The organism is Novosphingobium aquae (genome assembly GCF_037572715.1).
Taxonomy (GTDB): Bacteria; Pseudomonadota; Alphaproteobacteria; order Sphingomonadales; family Sphingomonadaceae; genus Novosphingobium; species Novosphingobium aquae.
In genome coordinates this window covers 128,392-140,840 of sequence record NZ_JBBHJY010000002.1, presented here as the reverse complement: position 1 = coordinate 140,840, position 12,449 = coordinate 128,392, and the positions used below count along the sequence as shown (strand labels likewise).

The window sequence follows — 12,449 nt, the reverse complement described above, 5'->3', positions numbered from 1 at the left end:
GTCCGCCAAAAGCTTGCGGCAGAGTCTCCGCAGGGAAAGCGGGCTGGCTTTCCGTACCGCCGTGAGGCAGAAAAATTCTAGATCAAACGAGCCCGGCGTCAGCCATGGCCTGCTGCAGTTCGCCGGCTTCGTACATTTCCATCATGATGTCGCTGCCGCCCAGGAACTCACCCTTGAGGTAGAGCTGCGGAATGGTCGGCCATTCGGAATATTCCTTGATGCCCTGCCGAATTTCCATGTCCTGCAGCACGTCGACGCTCTCGTACTTCACGCCAAGGTGCTCGAGGATGGCAATCGCGCGGCTGGAAAAGCCGCACTGCGGGAACAGCGGCGTGCCCTTCATGAACAGGACGACGTCGTTGGAATTGACGATCTCGGCGATGCGGGAGTTGGTATCAGACATGGGGGACGGCCTTCGTGGGAATGGGATCGCAGCTTAGCTGGGAACGACAGTGGTCAGTTGCAAGGCGTGGAGCACGCCGCCCATCCGGCCGCCTAGCGCATCATAGACCATCTTGTGCTGCGCCACGCGGGTCTTGCCGGCGAAGGCGGCGCTGGTCACGCGCGCGGCGAAGTGATCGTTGTCACCGGCCAGATCGGTGATCGCAACTTCCGCATCGGGCAGGGCCGCCTTGATCATGGCTTCGATCTCGGCAGCGGGCATCCCCATGGCTCAGGACTCGCCCATAAGCGCACGGCGGGCGTCGATCAGCTTGGCACTGAGCGCGGCGCGGACTTCGGCCTCGGTCACTTCAACACCGGCAGCGGTCATGTCGCCAAGCAGCTTGCGCACGACGTCTTCATCGCCGGCTTCCTCGAAATCGGCCTGAACTACGGCGCGGGCGTAGCTTTCGGTTTCGGCGGCAGAAAGCCCCATGCGTTCGGCAGCCCAGTGGCCCAGCAGCTTGTTGCGGCGGGCGTGGACGCGGAAGTTCATTTCCTCGTCATGAGCGAAGTGGGCTTCCTCGGCGCGTTCGCGGTCATTGAAATCGGTCATGTCAGGCTGGGTCCTTAGGTGTGACGACTTGGCATTTGCGATAGGCCGCGCGGGCGTTCCGTTCAATCCCCGATGCAGCGCGTGGGCATCATGCCGCTGCAGCGATTCCCTTGGCAAGGAACGGGAGGCTTTCGCGCGCCTTGGCTTCATGGGCGGCAATCGCGCTGTCGCGGGTCAGGGTCAGGCCCACCTCGTCGAGGCCGTTGAGCAGGCAGTGCTTGCGGAACGGGTCGATCTCGAAGGTAAAGCGATCCTGGAACGGGGTGGTGACGGTCTGGCTTTCAAGGTCGATCGTGATCGGATCGGTCTTGGCCACCTCGAGCAGACGGTCGACCTGTTCCTGCGGCAGGGCCACGGCAAGGATACCGTTCTTGAAGGCATTGCCCGAAAAGATGTCCGAATAACTCGGCGCGATCACCGCCTTGATGCCCATGTCGAGCAGCGCCCACGCTGCGTGTTCCCGACTGGAACCGCAACCGAAATTGTCCCCGGCGATGACGATCGGCGCGCCCTTGTAGGCCTCGTCTTCGAACACGTTGCCCGGTTCCTGCTTGACGCTTTCGAAGCAGCCCTGACCCAGCCCTTCGCGCGTGATGGTCTTGAGCCACTGCGCCGGGATGATGACGTCGGTATCGACGTTCTTGCGCCCGAACGGATAGGCCTTGCCCTCAACGTGGGAGACAGCGTCCATCAGTCGGTTTCCGGCACGTCTTTGGTGATCGGGGCAGGCTCGGCCTTCGCCGGCTTCTTGCGCGTCATGTAGAGCACGGCAGCGGCGAGCGCGGCGGAACCAATGGCAGCGCCGGCGACGGCGGCCTTGTTCTTCCAGTTCTTGTCTTCAGGATCGGTCATGACATTTCCCTATGGTTGCCGGGCCGGGGTTTCAAGGGGCGCGGCAAGGAATTCTCGCAAGGCGAGCCAGTGTTCGCGCTTTTCTGCAAGCGGCATGGCAGCATGGGCCGGGCTGGACGAGGGCAAGTCGATCAGGCGCCATTGACACAAGCCGAGCGCCTTCCTCCCAATTGTTGCCGACTTGGCGCCGTTGAAGGCAATCGCGCGCAGGCGGGGCAGGCCTTGCGCGAGTTCGCAAAGCGCCGCAGGTTCGGCATCATGGATCGCCGTGTCTAGGCTACCCTTGCGGTGTGCGGAGGCGATGGTGTCCCACAGGCCGATTCCGGCGGAGGTCAGCACCTGAAGGCGCTCGGCATAGGGCAGGGCGGGCAAGTTCGGCCGATCGATCACTTCACCGATCAGGTACCAGAAACCATTGCGGGGATTGCCGTAATACTGCTGCCGGGCGAGCGATTGCGCCCCCGGCAGACTGCCCAGCACCAGCACGCGGGTGCCGGCATCGGCCAATGGCGCGAAGGCATTTTCCCGCGTCAGACGAGGTCGCGCACGTCGGTGAGCTTGCCGGTAACCGCCGCTGCCGCAGCCATCGCCGGAGAGACGAGGTGCGTGCGCGCGCCGGGGCCCTGTCGGCCGACGAAGTTGCGGTTGCTGGTCGAGGCGCAGCGCTCGCCCGCAGGAACCTTGTCCGGGTTCATGGCGAGGCAGGCCGAACATCCTGGCTCGCGCCACTCAAGGCCCGCTTCGGTAAAGATCACGTCCAGTCCTTCGGCCTCGGCCTGCTGCTTGACCAGACCCGAGCCGGGCACGACCACGGCCCAGCGCACATTCGCGGCCTTCTTGCGGCCCTTGATTACGGCGGCAGCGGCGCGCAGGTCTTCGATGCGGCTGTTGGTGCACGAACCGATGAACACGTTCTGCACCTCGACCTCGTCCATACGCTGGCCAGGCTGCAGACCCATGTAATCAAGGCTCTTGCGCGCGGCGTCCTGCTTGGACGGATCGGCGAAGCTTTCGGGAGCCGGAACCACGCCGCCGATGGCGACGGTATCTTCCGGGCTGGTGCCCCAGGTGACCGTCGGCTCAATTTCTGCAGCGCTGATCGTCACCGACTTGTCGAACGAGGCGCCTGGATCGGTGGCAAGGCTTTTCCACCAGGCAACGGCCTTGTCCCAATCGTTGCCGGTCGGGGCGAGGGGGCGGCCCTTGAGATAGCTGAATGTCGTTTCATCGGGCGCGACAAGGCCGGAGCGGGCGCCGCCTTCGATCGCCATGTTGCACACGGTCAGGCGGCCCTCGATGGACATCTGTTCGAACACCGGTCCGCGGAATTCGATGACATGGCCGGTTCCGCCAGCAGTGCCAATCACGCCGATGATGTGCATGACGAGGTCTTTGGGGGTGACGCCGGGGGCCAGATGGCCTTCGACGCGCACTTCCATGGTCTTCGCCTGCTTGAGCAGCAGCGTCTGCGTGGCGAGCACATGCTCAACCTCGCTGGTGCCGATGCCGAATGCCAGAGCACCAAGTCCGCCGTGGCAGGCGGTATGGCTGTCGCCGCAAACGATGGTAGCGCCGGGGAGCGAAAAGCCCTGTTCGGGGCCGACGACGTGGACGATGCCCTGCTCAAGATCGGTCGCGCCGATATAGCGGATGCCGAAGTCGGGGGCATTGCGTTCCAGCGCGGCGAGCTGCTGCGCGCTTTCGGCGTCAGCGATGGGCAGGCGGTTGCCCGAAGCATCCTTGCGCGCCGTGGTTGGCAAGTTGTGGTCGGGGACCGCCAGCGTCAGGTCCGGGCGGCGCACCTTGCGGCCCGAAACGCGCAAGGCCTCAAAGGCCTGCGGACTGGTAACCTCATGCACGAGGTGGCGGTCGATATAGATCAGGCAGGTGCCGTCTTCCTGGCGTTCGACGACGTGGGCGTCCCAGATCTTCTCGTAAAGTGTGCGTGGCTTGGCTGTCATGACGGCCTGCGACTAGAAAGCCGCAGGCCGTCTGACAAGCAGGAAAGGGCAGCAAGGTTGAAAGCTGCCCTTTCCCATCATTGCTTAGTAGCGGCGACCATCGCGGTCGTGACGCTCGTTCTGCAGCTTGTGGCGGATGCGCTGGATCCGGTCCTGCAGGGTGCGGACTTCACGCGAGCTCAGGCCGTCACGGGCATAGCTGCGATATGTCCAGCGGAGCTGGGCAACGTCGCGGCGCAGGCCGGCGGCTTCGCGCTCGGAGATGCGGTCGCGGTTGTCGTTACGGCTAACCTGGCGTTCAAGCTGCGTGATTTCGCGCTCGATGCCCCGGCCATTGTTATAGCCGTTGTTGTTGTGGTTGTAGCCATAGTCGCGGCCCTGGTTGTGCTGGGCCTGGGCGGGAACAGCAACGCCGAAGGCCATCGCGGCGATCAGCGCAGGGGCTGCGATCTTGGTGAACTTGGTCATGGCCGGTACTCCTGATTTCATTGTGCCGGTGGGGGAATTCGAACCGGCGAGTTCAGGTTTAGGCCTTTGAATATGAACGGCGCGCTACGGAATGTCTCATTTCAGCGCTAAAATGTCGCAGTCTGTCGCGTTGTAAACTCAGTGTGGGTAACTTCAATCCGGGCGCGACCAGATCCAGCTACCGGCGATGACCAGAACCAGCAGCGAAATCCCCACCCAAGGCCAACCGAGCGTAAACCAGGTGACCCCGGCGCCGATAGACATGGCAGTGACGGATGAGATCTTGGCCTTGCGCGTAATCGCGCCGCGTTCGCGCCAGCGGCGGATCGGCGGGCCCCAGACGTTGTGGTCGAGCAGCCATTGCTCCCACTTCTGGTTCGACCGGGCGAAGCAAAAGGCGGCGAGCAGATAAAACGGCACGGTCGGCAGCAGGGGCAGCAGGATGCCCACAGTCCCCATCGCGAAGGCGGAAATGCCGGCAGTCAGCCAGAATGGCCGGGCCAGTTTCATGACGGGTTGCGGTTCAAGCTGTGGCCAGCCGCGCGGCAGTCTCGCGAATCAGCGCGATCATGTTGGGCAGGCCCTGCGTGCGGTTGGACGAGAGCTGGTTTTTCAGGTCGAAAGGCTCGAGCGCTTCGGCAATGTCCATCGCCGCGACCTCTTCGGCGGGCTTGTCCTGCACGGATGAGAGGACCAGCGCGATGATGCCCTTGGTGATGGCCGCGTTGCTGTCAGCCAGGAAATGCAGCCGGCTTTCCGCGCCTTCGGTGGGATAGACCCAGACGCTGGCCGAGCAGCCGCGCACCAGTGTGGCATCGGTTTTCAGCGCATCGGGCATGGGATCAAGCTCGCGCCCCAGCTCGATCAGCAGGCGGTAGCGTTCGTCGCTGTCGAGGAATTCGAATTCCTCGCGGATGTCATCAAGGCTGCGCATGGGGTTCATTTAGCGACCGAAAGTCCCAGCGCAATGGGCAGGCGTTGCACATGCGGCCTTCGACAGGCTCAGGCTGAGCGGGATTGGGAACAGGTTCAACACAACCTCCGCTCATCCTGAGCTTGTCGAAGGATGTTGTCACAACTGAGCCTAGCCGAAAAAGCCGCCGGGCCTGGTGAGCATGTAATAGATCACGTAGAACCACCCCAGCACCCCGTGGATCACGGCCCACAGGATCGATTTGTGCAGGCTCCATGACACGGCGACCGCGATGGCCGAGCCGAGTCCGATGCCGGCGCGCGCGGCGCCTGTTGCTTTTTCCTTCACAGATCAACTCCTGCTGCTATCGCCTCAAGCTTGCGAATGCGCTCCTTGAGGTCGGCCACTTCGATGCGGGCCATTCCCGATGGGGCGCCGCCTTCCAGATCGGATCGGCGGTGCTCCAACTCGCGGGTCTTGAGCTGGAGCCAGCCGTTCCACCCGCGCAAGGCGGCGGCGGAGACGATGCCCAGTCCGACCAGCAGAATGGCGGCGGAAATCAGGTTGCTATCAATCATCATGCTTCTCCCTGGTCCCCCGGAGTTGCAGTTCCCATGTTGCGTTTGCGCCCGCGCCTACTTGTCTCGCAGGGCTTCGATTTCGGCGGCGATGGAGCGGCTCTGGCGTTCATCGGTGGCAATGCGTTCGAGCACCTTCACGCGTTCGCGCAGAGTTTCGAGTTCCTTGATCAGTTCGGCTTTTGTGCCATCGTCCTGCTCCGGCGCGATGAACTGCTGGCGGCCGTGACGGCTCTCGAAAATCCCGTGCCGCGCGTTGAAACGCGCCTTCAGAAGGCCGGCGACGCTGACGATCAGGACAATCATCACCACCATGATCTGGCTGCCGCTCATTTCGTTTCTTCCCTATCCCGTAAGTTTAGTTCAGTTCTTCGGCTGATCGCGCAGCGCCTCGATCTGGTGAGTCAGGCTGTAGCCGCCGTCAGTGACGATTCGTTCGATCGTGGCGAGGCGGTCCTTCACCGAGCCGAGTTCGGCGCGCAGCGTGGCATTTTCCTGAGTCAGCAGCTTGATCCGCTCGCCATCCTCGGTCGTCGACTTCGGGTGGATGGCCTGGCCCCAACCGCCGGTCAGCGGATAGCCGTGCTTAATCTTGAGCCGGGTGTTGTGCATCGAGGCAAGGATGCCGCCGATGCCGAGGATGAGCCCGCCGCCGATCAGCCAGCCGAGGTAAGGGATCAGTTCCTGCGGGTCCATCAGCGGACTTCCCTTTCAAGCTTTGCCGTGATGCGCGGTTCATCGCGCAGGGCTTCGATCTGGGCGGCGACGCCGACGCTGCTGTCGGTCGCGATGCGTTCCAGCACCTGCAGCCGTTCGCCCACCTCGGCCAGTTGGCTGCGCAGTTCGACGTTCTCGGCGATCAGGGCCTTGCTGGCCTTGTCGTCACCAAGGGCCGTCTTGCCGCCCCATTCGTCTTCGAGCGGGTAGCCGTGGCGGGCACGGATCCAGTTGTTGATCACCCAGCCGCCGGTCGAGATCGCGACGATGAGGATGACGAATTCGGGGCTGCCCCAGTTCATGGCTGGAGGTCCTTTTCACGGGCATCAAGGCGGGCCTCGATTGCACGGGCATCACGCAGCGCTTCGATCTGGCTTGCGACATCGTAGCCCTTGTCTGTGACGATGCGTTCCAGAACGCGGATGCGGTCTTCCAGTTCGCGGGTGTAGAGGGCCTGCCGTTCGTCGACCTGCGGCATTGCGGCCTGGGCCTCGGCCATCTTCGTCTGGTGGCGCGTCCAGATGACGAAGCCGCCGAGAATGAAGGGAGCGAGCGGAATGAGGAGGGCAAGTTCACCCATGAGATTTCCCCTGTTGCAAGCGGGTTAGCGGAGGCGTTCGATCTCGGCCGAAAGGCGCGGGTTCGACGATACGTAATAGGTCTCGATGTCGGCCAGGCGGCGGTCGATGTCGCGGAACTGGGCGCGCACTTCGCGGGCCGTGCGGCCGGGCGACTGGCGGACGCCCTGCCAGAACTTCTGTTCGCTCTTGTCCTCGGCATAGAGATAGCCGGGCTTTTTGTCGGCGATCAGGGCCAGCACGATGTAGAGCGGGATGCCGAAGCCGGTTGCCAGGGTGAACAGCACCATGCCGATGCGGACCCAGAGAACATCAACCCCGGTGTAGTCGGCGATGCCGGAGCAGACGCCGAAGATCTTGCCGTTGATCTTGTCGCGATAAAAGCGGGTGCGCGGGCTGTTCACTTGGACATCCTTTCGTTCTTGCCGAGCAGTCCTTCAAGCTCGCGCAGTTGCTGGTTATCGGTTTCGCGGTCGTGCATCAGGCGCGCCGGCCGGAAATCGGGGTTGTCGGAAGCGACCAGGCGTTCAACCGTGTCCATCCGGGAGTCGAGCCGCTTGGCGACCTGATAAAGCTCTTCAAGCAGGGCTTCGTCACCGGTCGTTAGGGTGGCGGCGGTCTTCCACTTGGTGATGTAGTGAAAGATGATCCACGGCAAAGCGACGAACAGCATACCGCAGATGATAAGGGGCAGGAAAACCTCTTCCATGTGATCAACCCTCCTTCTTGGCGGCGTCGAGCGCGGCCTTCATGGCCTCCAGCTCTTCGTCGACCTTGTCCTGCCCGGCGAGGGCATTGATTTCATCGGCCAGGGTCGGCTTGCCGCGACCATCGGCGAGGCTGAGCGCATCGGCGCGGCCCTCGGCATAGTCGACCCGGCGCTCGAGCTGGTCAAAGCGGGCCATCGCCTCGTCTACGCGCTCGCTGGCGAGCAGTGTGCGCAGCTTGACGCGGTTCTCGGCGCTTTCGAGGCGGGCGACGATGGCGCCCTGCTTGCTGCGGGCTTCGCGCAGGCGGGTCTGCAGCTTGTCGATATCGGCCTCGTAGGCGCGCAGGGCGTCGTCGAGGACCTTGATCTCTTCCTTGAGCTGCTCGGCCATGTCGCCGGCCTTCTTCTTTTCGACGAGGGCAGCGCGGGCGAGATCTTCGCGGTCCTTGCTCAGGGCCAGCTGGGCCTTCTCGCCCCAGTCAGCCTGGAGCTTGTCCAACTTGACGGTGTGGCGGTGCATTTCCTTCTGGTCGGCAATGGTGCGCGCGGCAGAAGCGCGAACTTCGACGAGCGTTTCCTCCATCTCGAAGATGATCATACGGATCATCTTTTCCGGATCGTCCGCCTTGTCGAGCAGGTCGGAAAAGTTGGCGGCGATGATGTCGCGGGTGCGGCTGAAAATGCCCATGAAGGAAGCTCCGATGGCGAAGGATTGGGGTGAGGACTGAGTCGGGGTTGGCGAAGTGCGCAGGCGTTCTACCTCTGCGTCAAAGCGGGTGGAACGCCCTTCGGAACCGCGCGAACGCATTTCGGAAGAGTGGGCCGGAAACCCGGCGTGACGGCGGGACTGCTTGCCGTCAGCGGGGGGCACCGGGGATTCCGGCCCGAGGGGGTCGAACTCGGTCATGCGAGACCCAGTCCGGCAAAAGTGCTCGCGGCAAGCTGGGGGACTGTTTCAAGCTGCTGGGCGAACACGATCACGTTCATCGCCACCATGGCGGCGATCGAATAGACGACGGCGCGGTCGAGGCTGGAGGGGCTTTTCTGGCCGGGCTCTGGCTGACGCTGGAACATTGTCTGAACCTTTCGAACGATGCCCTCGATTGGGCTTGTTCACCTATTGGCAAGGTGCGTGCCAAATTGCATCGCGCCCGGAAATCCGCCAATTTTCGCGCAAATCGACGAACAGCATGTCGTAACTGTTGCAGCTACTTGGGAAATTCTGCTAACAATTGGGCATGGAGCGCGGGGTGCAGTTCGTCGGCCAGTCCGGGGCCTTTCTTGACGCGGTCGAACGCGCCAGCCGCGCCGCTGCGCTCAGCCGTCCGGTTCTGGTTATCGGGGAGCGGGGGACGGGCAAGGAACTGATCGCCGACCGCCTTCACCAGCTGTCGCGCCGCTGGGCCGAACCGATGGTCACGCTCAACTGCGCCGCCCTGCCCGAAACGCTGATCGAGGCCGAACTGTTCGGCCACGAACAGGGCGCCTTCACTGGCGCCACCCGCGCCCGCGCCGGCCGGTTTGAGGAAGCAGACAAGGGCACGCTGTTCCTCGATGAACTCGCCACGCTGTCCATGGGCGCGCAGGAACGCCTGCTGCGCGCGATCGAATATGGCGAGGTGACGCGCATTGGCTCCTCTCGTTCGATTCAGGTCGACGTGCGTATTGTTGCTGCGACCAACGAGGACTTGCCGCGCCTCGCCGACGAGGGCCTGTTCCGCGCCGACCTTCTCGACCGCCTTAGCTTTGAGGTCATCACCTTGCCGCCGTTGCGTGCCCGCGAAGGCGACGTGCCGGTGCTCACCGAATACTTTGGCCGGCGCATGGCGACCGAGCTTGGCTGGGAGGCATGGCCGGGATTCGACGAGCGCGCCTGGCAGGGGCTCAACGAATATTCCTGGCCGGGCAACGTACGCGAACTGCGCAACGTGGTCGAACGCGCGGTCTATCGCTGGGATGACTGGACCCGGCCCGTGGCGCACGTGGTTTACGATCCGTTCGACAGCCCGTGGAAGCCAGAGGCTGCACCGCACCGCGTTGCAAAGGGCGGCGAATCAGGCACCGCGTCGCGTCCTGCCGCAACTCCATTGCCGATGCAGACCACACATGACCACGTTTCGGACCTGCGCACTGCCGTCGACGCCCACGAACGCGCGATTATCGAACATCATCTTGGCAAGAATCGCTATAACCAGCGGCAGACGGCCAAAGCGCTTGGTCTGACTTATGACCAGCTGCGACACTGCATGAAAAAGCACGGCCTGATGGATAAGCCGGCTGGATAAGGTTTCGAGTTAACAACCTTGTAACCTCGTGTTTGTACTTAGTTCGCTCCGCAGACGGAAGACGGGGGTCTTCCTGCAGGGGGAGACTTGGGCATGTATCGCGTTGCGCAGTGGGTAGTTCGTCACAAGGTTCTGGTAGTAGCCGTCGGCGCTGCCGGGTTCATTTTCTTCGGTGGCAACAAGGAAGACGCCAAGCCGGCCAATCCATGGTCAGCTGGGACGTCGGAAGTTGCCGTTTCGGGATCGTCTTCGTCAGGCGCGAAGAAATCGCTGACCGACAAGGCCATCGGTGCCGTTTCGGGCGCTGCCAAGGAATATGCCGGGATCGATCTGGGCGAGGTCAAGGAAACCAACGACCAGAACTGGGCTTCGGTTACTGACGCGACGAAAAAGGCTTCGGAATAACCTGGCCGCGCGGGGAGCGCGGCTTTGGCCGCGCCCCGTAAGACGGCAGCCGTCAGGCCGCCAACACGGGAAGCGCCGTTTCCGCCACCCAGTTGCCATAGGCGCTGAGCGCGGCGGCCTTGCGCTTTCCGGCACCGACGAGATCGCGGTAGAGGTCGGAAATTCCCGACAACTCGGCTTCGAATTCGATCTGGCTGACCCGCGAATCGTCAAGCACGCGGGGCAGGGCCAGCAGATTCGCGCCGTGCCGGGCCAGACCTGCCTCGCAAGTCGTTGCCGTCGTCACGCCTGACATCCGCAAGGCGGGAAAGCGCGAGGCTGACCACACGCCGCTGGGATAGCAGAAGTGCCGCGCCGGGCGGCCTGTCACCTTTTCGATCACCGCGCGGTTGTCAGCGATTTCGCTGAGCGCCGCATTCATGTCTTCGGGCAGCACATGGCGGTGCGTGTGGAGTTCGATGGCCATGCCCGATGCCGCCAGGTCGCGCAGTTCGTCGCGTGACAGCAGGCTCAGCTTGCGGCTGCTCACGATGGCATCGTAATCGACTTCCATCTTTGCCGCGAGACGGCGGGCAAAGGCCGTCCGGCCATCGCTGTCAAAGGCGGCGCAGGCCGCTACGAACAGGCGGTTGGCCAGTTCGCCGCGCGTTTCGCCGTCGAGTGTTAGTGATCCCCAGTCGCCGGCTGCGTCCAGTCCCAGGCCCTCGAGGTTCACTTCGGCCAAGGGGCTTTTCCAGCAGATATAGGCAAGGGCAATCTGAAGGATCGGCCCGCCTTTTTCGAAGTAATAGCTGGTCAGGTAAAGGGTGGAGGGAAAGCCGTGCGTTTTCAGTTCCGGCCCGGCGATGGCGTGGGTGGAATGGAACCCGTCGTCGATGGTGATGACCACCGGCGCATGATCGACGGCGTCCTGCTCCAGCAGGCTGGTGGCGTGATCCAGGGAAACGACAGGGAAGCCCTTGCGTGCGATGTAGCGCATCCGCCGGGCGAAAGTGTCAGCCGAGATGAACAGCGAAGGGCGGAATGCCGCCTCGTCGTTCAGCGCAAAGCCATGATAACACAGCACGCGCAGACGCCGGCGGGTCACCCGCCGCGCCACGGCGAAAAGCCCGCCCAGCCGGCAGGCCCAAAGCCCGGTCCTGATAATCGATCGGCGCATGGTCATCCGTATTCGTCGCCGCAGGGGGCGGACTTTGCGCACTATAGCGCCAAGACGCGAGCCATTGGTTAACGCTGTGGCCCCGCTTTCAGCGCCATTCCGGACAGCGCAATCTTTTCCAATTGCATTTTGCCGGCAAGGCGCGTAATCGGCCGCCATCCCGACATTGTGAAGCAACGAAGGGGCTGGCGCCGAATGGGGCCGGCACGAAACGCTTTGCACGCCGGGCCCGGGCATGACTGTTTGGCCCAATGGAGTACCTGATGGCGGATATCGCGCGCCTTGTTGAACTTATCGAGCCTGAGGTTGCAGCCCTGGGGCTCGATCTCGTGCGCGTGAAGTATTTCAAGGGCGGCGAGATCGGCGACGAGGACTTTACCCTGCAGGTCATGGCCGAAGATCCGGCGACCGGGCAGCTGGTGATTGAACAGTGCGCCGCGCTGTCGCACCGCATTTCCGACAAGATCGACGATCTGGAAGAAGCCGGTGACGTGCTGCTGACGGATGCCTATCGCCTTGAAGTCAGCTCGCCGGGGATCGACCGTCCGCTCACCCGCGTGAAGGATTTCACCGCCTGGACCGGTCATGAAGCGCGGGTAACGCTGCTCAATCCGGTCGATACCAATCGCAAGACGGTTCAGGGCGATATCACGAGCTTCGACGGCGAAACTGTTGTTCTCAACGATCGCAAGTCGGGGGAAGTCTCCTTCCCGTATTCCGACGTTCATTCCGCGAAGCTGGTCTTGACCGACCGGCTGATTGCCGCCACGCGCCCGATCGACACATCGGGCGCCGACGAGATTCTCGAAGAACAGGAAGACTGAGCC

The 12,449-nt window shown here is 63.0% G+C and carries 24 protein-coding genes; 3 read left to right on the top strand and 21 right to left on the bottom strand.

Annotated features, from left to right (window positions below):
• Positions 1-82: 82 nt before the first annotated feature.
• The 20 genes from grxD to WG900_RS05905 form a co-directional block, all read right to left on the bottom strand.
• Complete coding sequence (gene grxD / locus WG900_RS06000; protein WP_339965541.1) at positions 83-403, bottom strand: Grx4 family monothiol glutaredoxin; 321 nt, start codon at positions 401-403, stop codon at positions 83-85.
• A 33-nt stretch (positions 404-436) separates the two neighbouring features.
• Complete coding sequence (locus WG900_RS05995) at positions 437-670, bottom strand: BolA family transcriptional regulator (protein ID WP_339965540.1); 234 nt, start codon at positions 668-670, stop codon at positions 437-439.
• Positions 671-673: 3 nt separating this feature from the next.
• A complete protein-coding gene (locus WG900_RS05990; RefSeq protein WP_310533499.1) occupies positions 674-997 on the bottom strand; it encodes a DUF1476 domain-containing protein in 324 nt (107 codons plus the stop codon).
• 88 nt (positions 998-1,085) lie between these two features.
• A complete protein-coding gene (gene leuD / locus WG900_RS05985; protein WP_339965539.1) occupies positions 1,086-1,688 on the bottom strand; it encodes a 3-isopropylmalate dehydratase small subunit in 603 nt (200 codons plus the stop codon).
• Positions 1,688-1,849 carry a hypothetical protein gene (locus WG900_RS05980; RefSeq protein ID WP_310533502.1) on the bottom strand — a complete coding sequence of 54 codons (162 nt, stop codon included), beginning with the start codon at positions 1,847-1,849 and terminating at the stop codon, positions 1,688-1,690. The genes leuD and WG900_RS05980 overlap by 1 nt, the downstream gene beginning before the upstream one ends.
• 9 nt (positions 1,850-1,858) lie before the next feature.
• Entirely contained in the window at positions 1,859-2,356 is a 498-nt protein-coding gene (locus WG900_RS05975; protein ID WP_339965538.1) for a DNA-deoxyinosine glycosylase, read from the bottom strand.
• Between the two features lie 23 nt (positions 2,357-2,379).
• Positions 2,380-3,810, bottom strand: a complete 1,431-nt coding sequence (gene leuC, locus WG900_RS05970) for a 3-isopropylmalate dehydratase large subunit (RefSeq protein ID WP_339965537.1) — start codon at positions 3,808-3,810, stop codon at positions 2,380-2,382.
• A gap of 84 nt (positions 3,811-3,894) precedes the next feature.
• On the bottom strand, positions 3,895-4,278 hold the full coding sequence (locus WG900_RS05965; RefSeq protein ID WP_339965536.1) for a hypothetical protein: 384 nt from the start codon (positions 4,276-4,278) through the stop codon (positions 3,895-3,897).
• 153 nt (positions 4,279-4,431) lie between these two features.
• The gene (locus WG900_RS05960; RefSeq protein WP_339965535.1) at positions 4,432-4,788 is read right to left on the bottom strand and encodes a YbaN family protein; all 357 of its coding nucleotides are present in this window, start codon (positions 4,786-4,788) and stop codon (positions 4,432-4,434) included.
• 13 nt (positions 4,789-4,801) lie between these two features.
• On the bottom strand, positions 4,802-5,212 hold the full coding sequence (locus WG900_RS05955) for a SufE family protein (protein WP_339965534.1): 411 nt from the start codon (positions 5,210-5,212) through the stop codon (positions 4,802-4,804).
• Between the two features lie 150 nt (positions 5,213-5,362).
• Complete coding sequence (locus WG900_RS05950; RefSeq protein ID WP_339965533.1) at positions 5,363-5,539, bottom strand: hypothetical protein; 177 nt, start codon at positions 5,537-5,539, stop codon at positions 5,363-5,365.
• Positions 5,536-5,769, bottom strand: a complete 234-nt coding sequence (locus WG900_RS05945) for a hypothetical protein (protein WP_339965532.1) — start codon at positions 5,767-5,769, stop codon at positions 5,536-5,538. Before WG900_RS05945 ends, WG900_RS05950 begins: the two co-directional genes overlap by 4 nt.
• A 57-nt stretch (positions 5,770-5,826) precedes the next feature.
• On the bottom strand, positions 5,827-6,102 hold the full coding sequence (locus WG900_RS05940; protein WP_339965530.1) for a hypothetical protein: 276 nt from the start codon (positions 6,100-6,102) through the stop codon (positions 5,827-5,829).
• A gap of 30 nt (positions 6,103-6,132) precedes the next feature.
• The gene (locus WG900_RS05935) at positions 6,133-6,465 is read right to left on the bottom strand and encodes a hypothetical protein (protein ID WP_339965528.1); all 333 of its coding nucleotides are present in this window, start codon (positions 6,463-6,465) and stop codon (positions 6,133-6,135) included.
• Entirely contained in the window at positions 6,465-6,788 is a 324-nt protein-coding gene (locus tag WG900_RS05930; RefSeq protein WP_339965526.1) for a hypothetical protein, read from the bottom strand. The genes WG900_RS05935 and WG900_RS05930 overlap by 1 nt, the downstream gene beginning before the upstream one ends.
• Positions 6,785-7,066: a hypothetical protein gene (locus WG900_RS05925; protein WP_339965524.1), complete on the bottom strand. Its 282-nt coding sequence runs from the start codon at positions 7,064-7,066 to the stop codon at positions 6,785-6,787. Before WG900_RS05925 ends, WG900_RS05930 begins: the two co-directional genes overlap by 4 nt.
• A 24-nt stretch (positions 7,067-7,090) precedes the next feature.
• Positions 7,091-7,468, bottom strand: coding sequence for an envelope stress response membrane protein PspC (pspC, locus tag WG900_RS05920; RefSeq protein WP_339965522.1), 378 nt, complete (start codon positions 7,466-7,468; stop codon positions 7,091-7,093).
• A complete protein-coding gene (gene pspB / locus WG900_RS05915) occupies positions 7,465-7,773 on the bottom strand; it encodes an envelope stress response membrane protein PspB (RefSeq protein WP_339965521.1) in 309 nt (102 codons plus the stop codon). The genes pspC and pspB overlap by 4 nt, the downstream gene beginning before the upstream one ends.
• Positions 7,774-7,777: 4 nt before the next feature.
• The gene (pspA, locus tag WG900_RS05910) at positions 7,778-8,581 is read right to left on the bottom strand and encodes a phage shock protein PspA (protein ID WP_339965982.1); all 804 of its coding nucleotides are present in this window, start codon (positions 8,579-8,581) and stop codon (positions 7,778-7,780) included.
• A 95-nt stretch (positions 8,582-8,676) separates the two neighbouring features.
• On the bottom strand, positions 8,677-8,847 hold the full coding sequence (locus WG900_RS05905; RefSeq protein ID WP_339965520.1) for a hypothetical protein: 171 nt from the start codon (positions 8,845-8,847) through the stop codon (positions 8,677-8,679).
• A gap of 164 nt (positions 8,848-9,011) precedes the next feature.
• On the opposite strand from WG900_RS05905, the gene pspF reads away from it, so the two are divergent.
• Positions 9,012-10,058 (top strand): phage shock protein operon transcriptional activator, encoded by a 1,047-nt coding sequence (pspF, locus tag WG900_RS05900; protein ID WP_339965519.1) that lies wholly within the window; start codon positions 9,012-9,014, stop codon positions 10,056-10,058.
• Between the two features lie 93 nt (positions 10,059-10,151).
• Positions 10,152-10,463 carry a hypothetical protein gene (locus WG900_RS05895; RefSeq protein WP_339965518.1) on the top strand — a complete coding sequence of 104 codons (312 nt, stop codon included), beginning with the start codon at positions 10,152-10,154 and terminating at the stop codon, positions 10,461-10,463.
• A gap of 52 nt (positions 10,464-10,515) precedes the next feature.
• Here the strand turns inward: WG900_RS05895 and WG900_RS05890 are convergent, their stop codons facing one another.
• Complete coding sequence (locus WG900_RS05890) at positions 10,516-11,622, bottom strand: polysaccharide deacetylase family protein (RefSeq protein WP_339965516.1); 1,107 nt, start codon at positions 11,620-11,622, stop codon at positions 10,516-10,518.
• Between the two features lie 263 nt (positions 11,623-11,885).
• On the opposite strand from WG900_RS05890, the gene rimP reads away from it, so the two are divergent.
• Complete coding sequence (gene rimP, locus WG900_RS05885; protein WP_339965515.1) at positions 11,886-12,446, top strand: ribosome maturation protein RimP; 561 nt, start codon at positions 11,886-11,888, stop codon at positions 12,444-12,446.
• The last annotated feature ends 3 nt before the right edge of the window (positions 12,447-12,449 follow it).

Bases quoted from the DNA above. Each gene is read 5' to 3' on its own strand.
- grxD (WP_339965541.1), bottom strand. From the start codon at position 403: ATGTCTGATACCAACTCCCGCATCGCCGAGATCGTCAATTCCAACGAC.
- WG900_RS05995 (WP_339965540.1), bottom strand. From the start codon at position 670: ATGGGGATGCCCGCTGCCGAGATCGAAGCCATGATCAAGGCGGCCCTG.
- WG900_RS05990 (WP_310533499.1), bottom strand. From the start codon at position 997: ATGACCGATTTCAATGACCGCGAACGCGCCGAGGAAGCCCACTTCGCT.
- leuD (WP_339965539.1), bottom strand. From the start codon at position 1,688: ATGGACGCTGTCTCCCACGTTGAGGGCAAGGCCTATCCGTTCGGGCGC.
- WG900_RS05980 (WP_310533502.1), bottom strand. From the start codon at position 1,849: ATGACCGATCCTGAAGACAAGAACTGGAAGAACAAGGCCGCCGTCGCC.
- leuC (WP_339965537.1), bottom strand. From the start codon at position 3,810: ATGACAGCCAAGCCACGCACACTTTACGAGAAGATCTGGGACGCCCAC.
- WG900_RS05965 (WP_339965536.1), bottom strand. From the start codon at position 4,278: ATGACCAAGTTCACCAAGATCGCAGCCCCTGCGCTGATCGCCGCGATG.
- WG900_RS05960 (WP_339965535.1), bottom strand. From the start codon at position 4,788: ATGAAACTGGCCCGGCCATTCTGGCTGACTGCCGGCATTTCCGCCTTC.
- WG900_RS05955 (WP_339965534.1), bottom strand. From the start codon at position 5,212: ATGCGCAGCCTTGATGACATCCGCGAGGAATTCGAATTCCTCGACAGC.
- WG900_RS05945 (WP_339965532.1), bottom strand. From the start codon at position 5,769: ATGATTGATAGCAACCTGATTTCCGCCGCCATTCTGCTGGTCGGACTG.
- WG900_RS05940 (WP_339965530.1), bottom strand. From the start codon at position 6,102: ATGAGCGGCAGCCAGATCATGGTGGTGATGATTGTCCTGATCGTCAGC.
- WG900_RS05935 (WP_339965528.1), bottom strand. From the start codon at position 6,465: ATGGACCCGCAGGAACTGATCCCTTACCTCGGCTGGCTGATCGGCGGC.
- WG900_RS05930 (WP_339965526.1), bottom strand. From the start codon at position 6,788: ATGAACTGGGGCAGCCCCGAATTCGTCATCCTCATCGTCGCGATCTCG.
- WG900_RS05925 (WP_339965524.1), bottom strand. From the start codon at position 7,066: ATGGGTGAACTTGCCCTCCTCATTCCGCTCGCTCCCTTCATTCTCGGC.
- pspB (WP_339965521.1), bottom strand. From the start codon at position 7,773: ATGGAAGAGGTTTTCCTGCCCCTTATCATCTGCGGTATGCTGTTCGTC.
- pspA (WP_339965982.1), bottom strand. From the start codon at position 8,581: ATGCGTTCGCGCGGTTCCGAAGGGCGTTCCACCCGCTTTGACGCAGAG.
- WG900_RS05905 (WP_339965520.1), bottom strand. From the start codon at position 8,847: ATGTTCCAGCGTCAGCCAGAGCCCGGCCAGAAAAGCCCCTCCAGCCTC.
- pspF (WP_339965519.1), top strand. From the start codon at position 9,012: ATGGAGCGCGGGGTGCAGTTCGTCGGCCAGTCCGGGGCCTTTCTTGAC.
- WG900_RS05895 (WP_339965518.1), top strand. From the start codon at position 10,152: ATGTATCGCGTTGCGCAGTGGGTAGTTCGTCACAAGGTTCTGGTAGTA.
- WG900_RS05890 (WP_339965516.1), bottom strand. From the start codon at position 11,622: ATGCGCCGATCGATTATCAGGACCGGGCTTTGGGCCTGCCGGCTGGGC.
- rimP (WP_339965515.1), top strand. From the start codon at position 11,886: ATGGCGGATATCGCGCGCCTTGTTGAACTTATCGAGCCTGAGGTTGCA.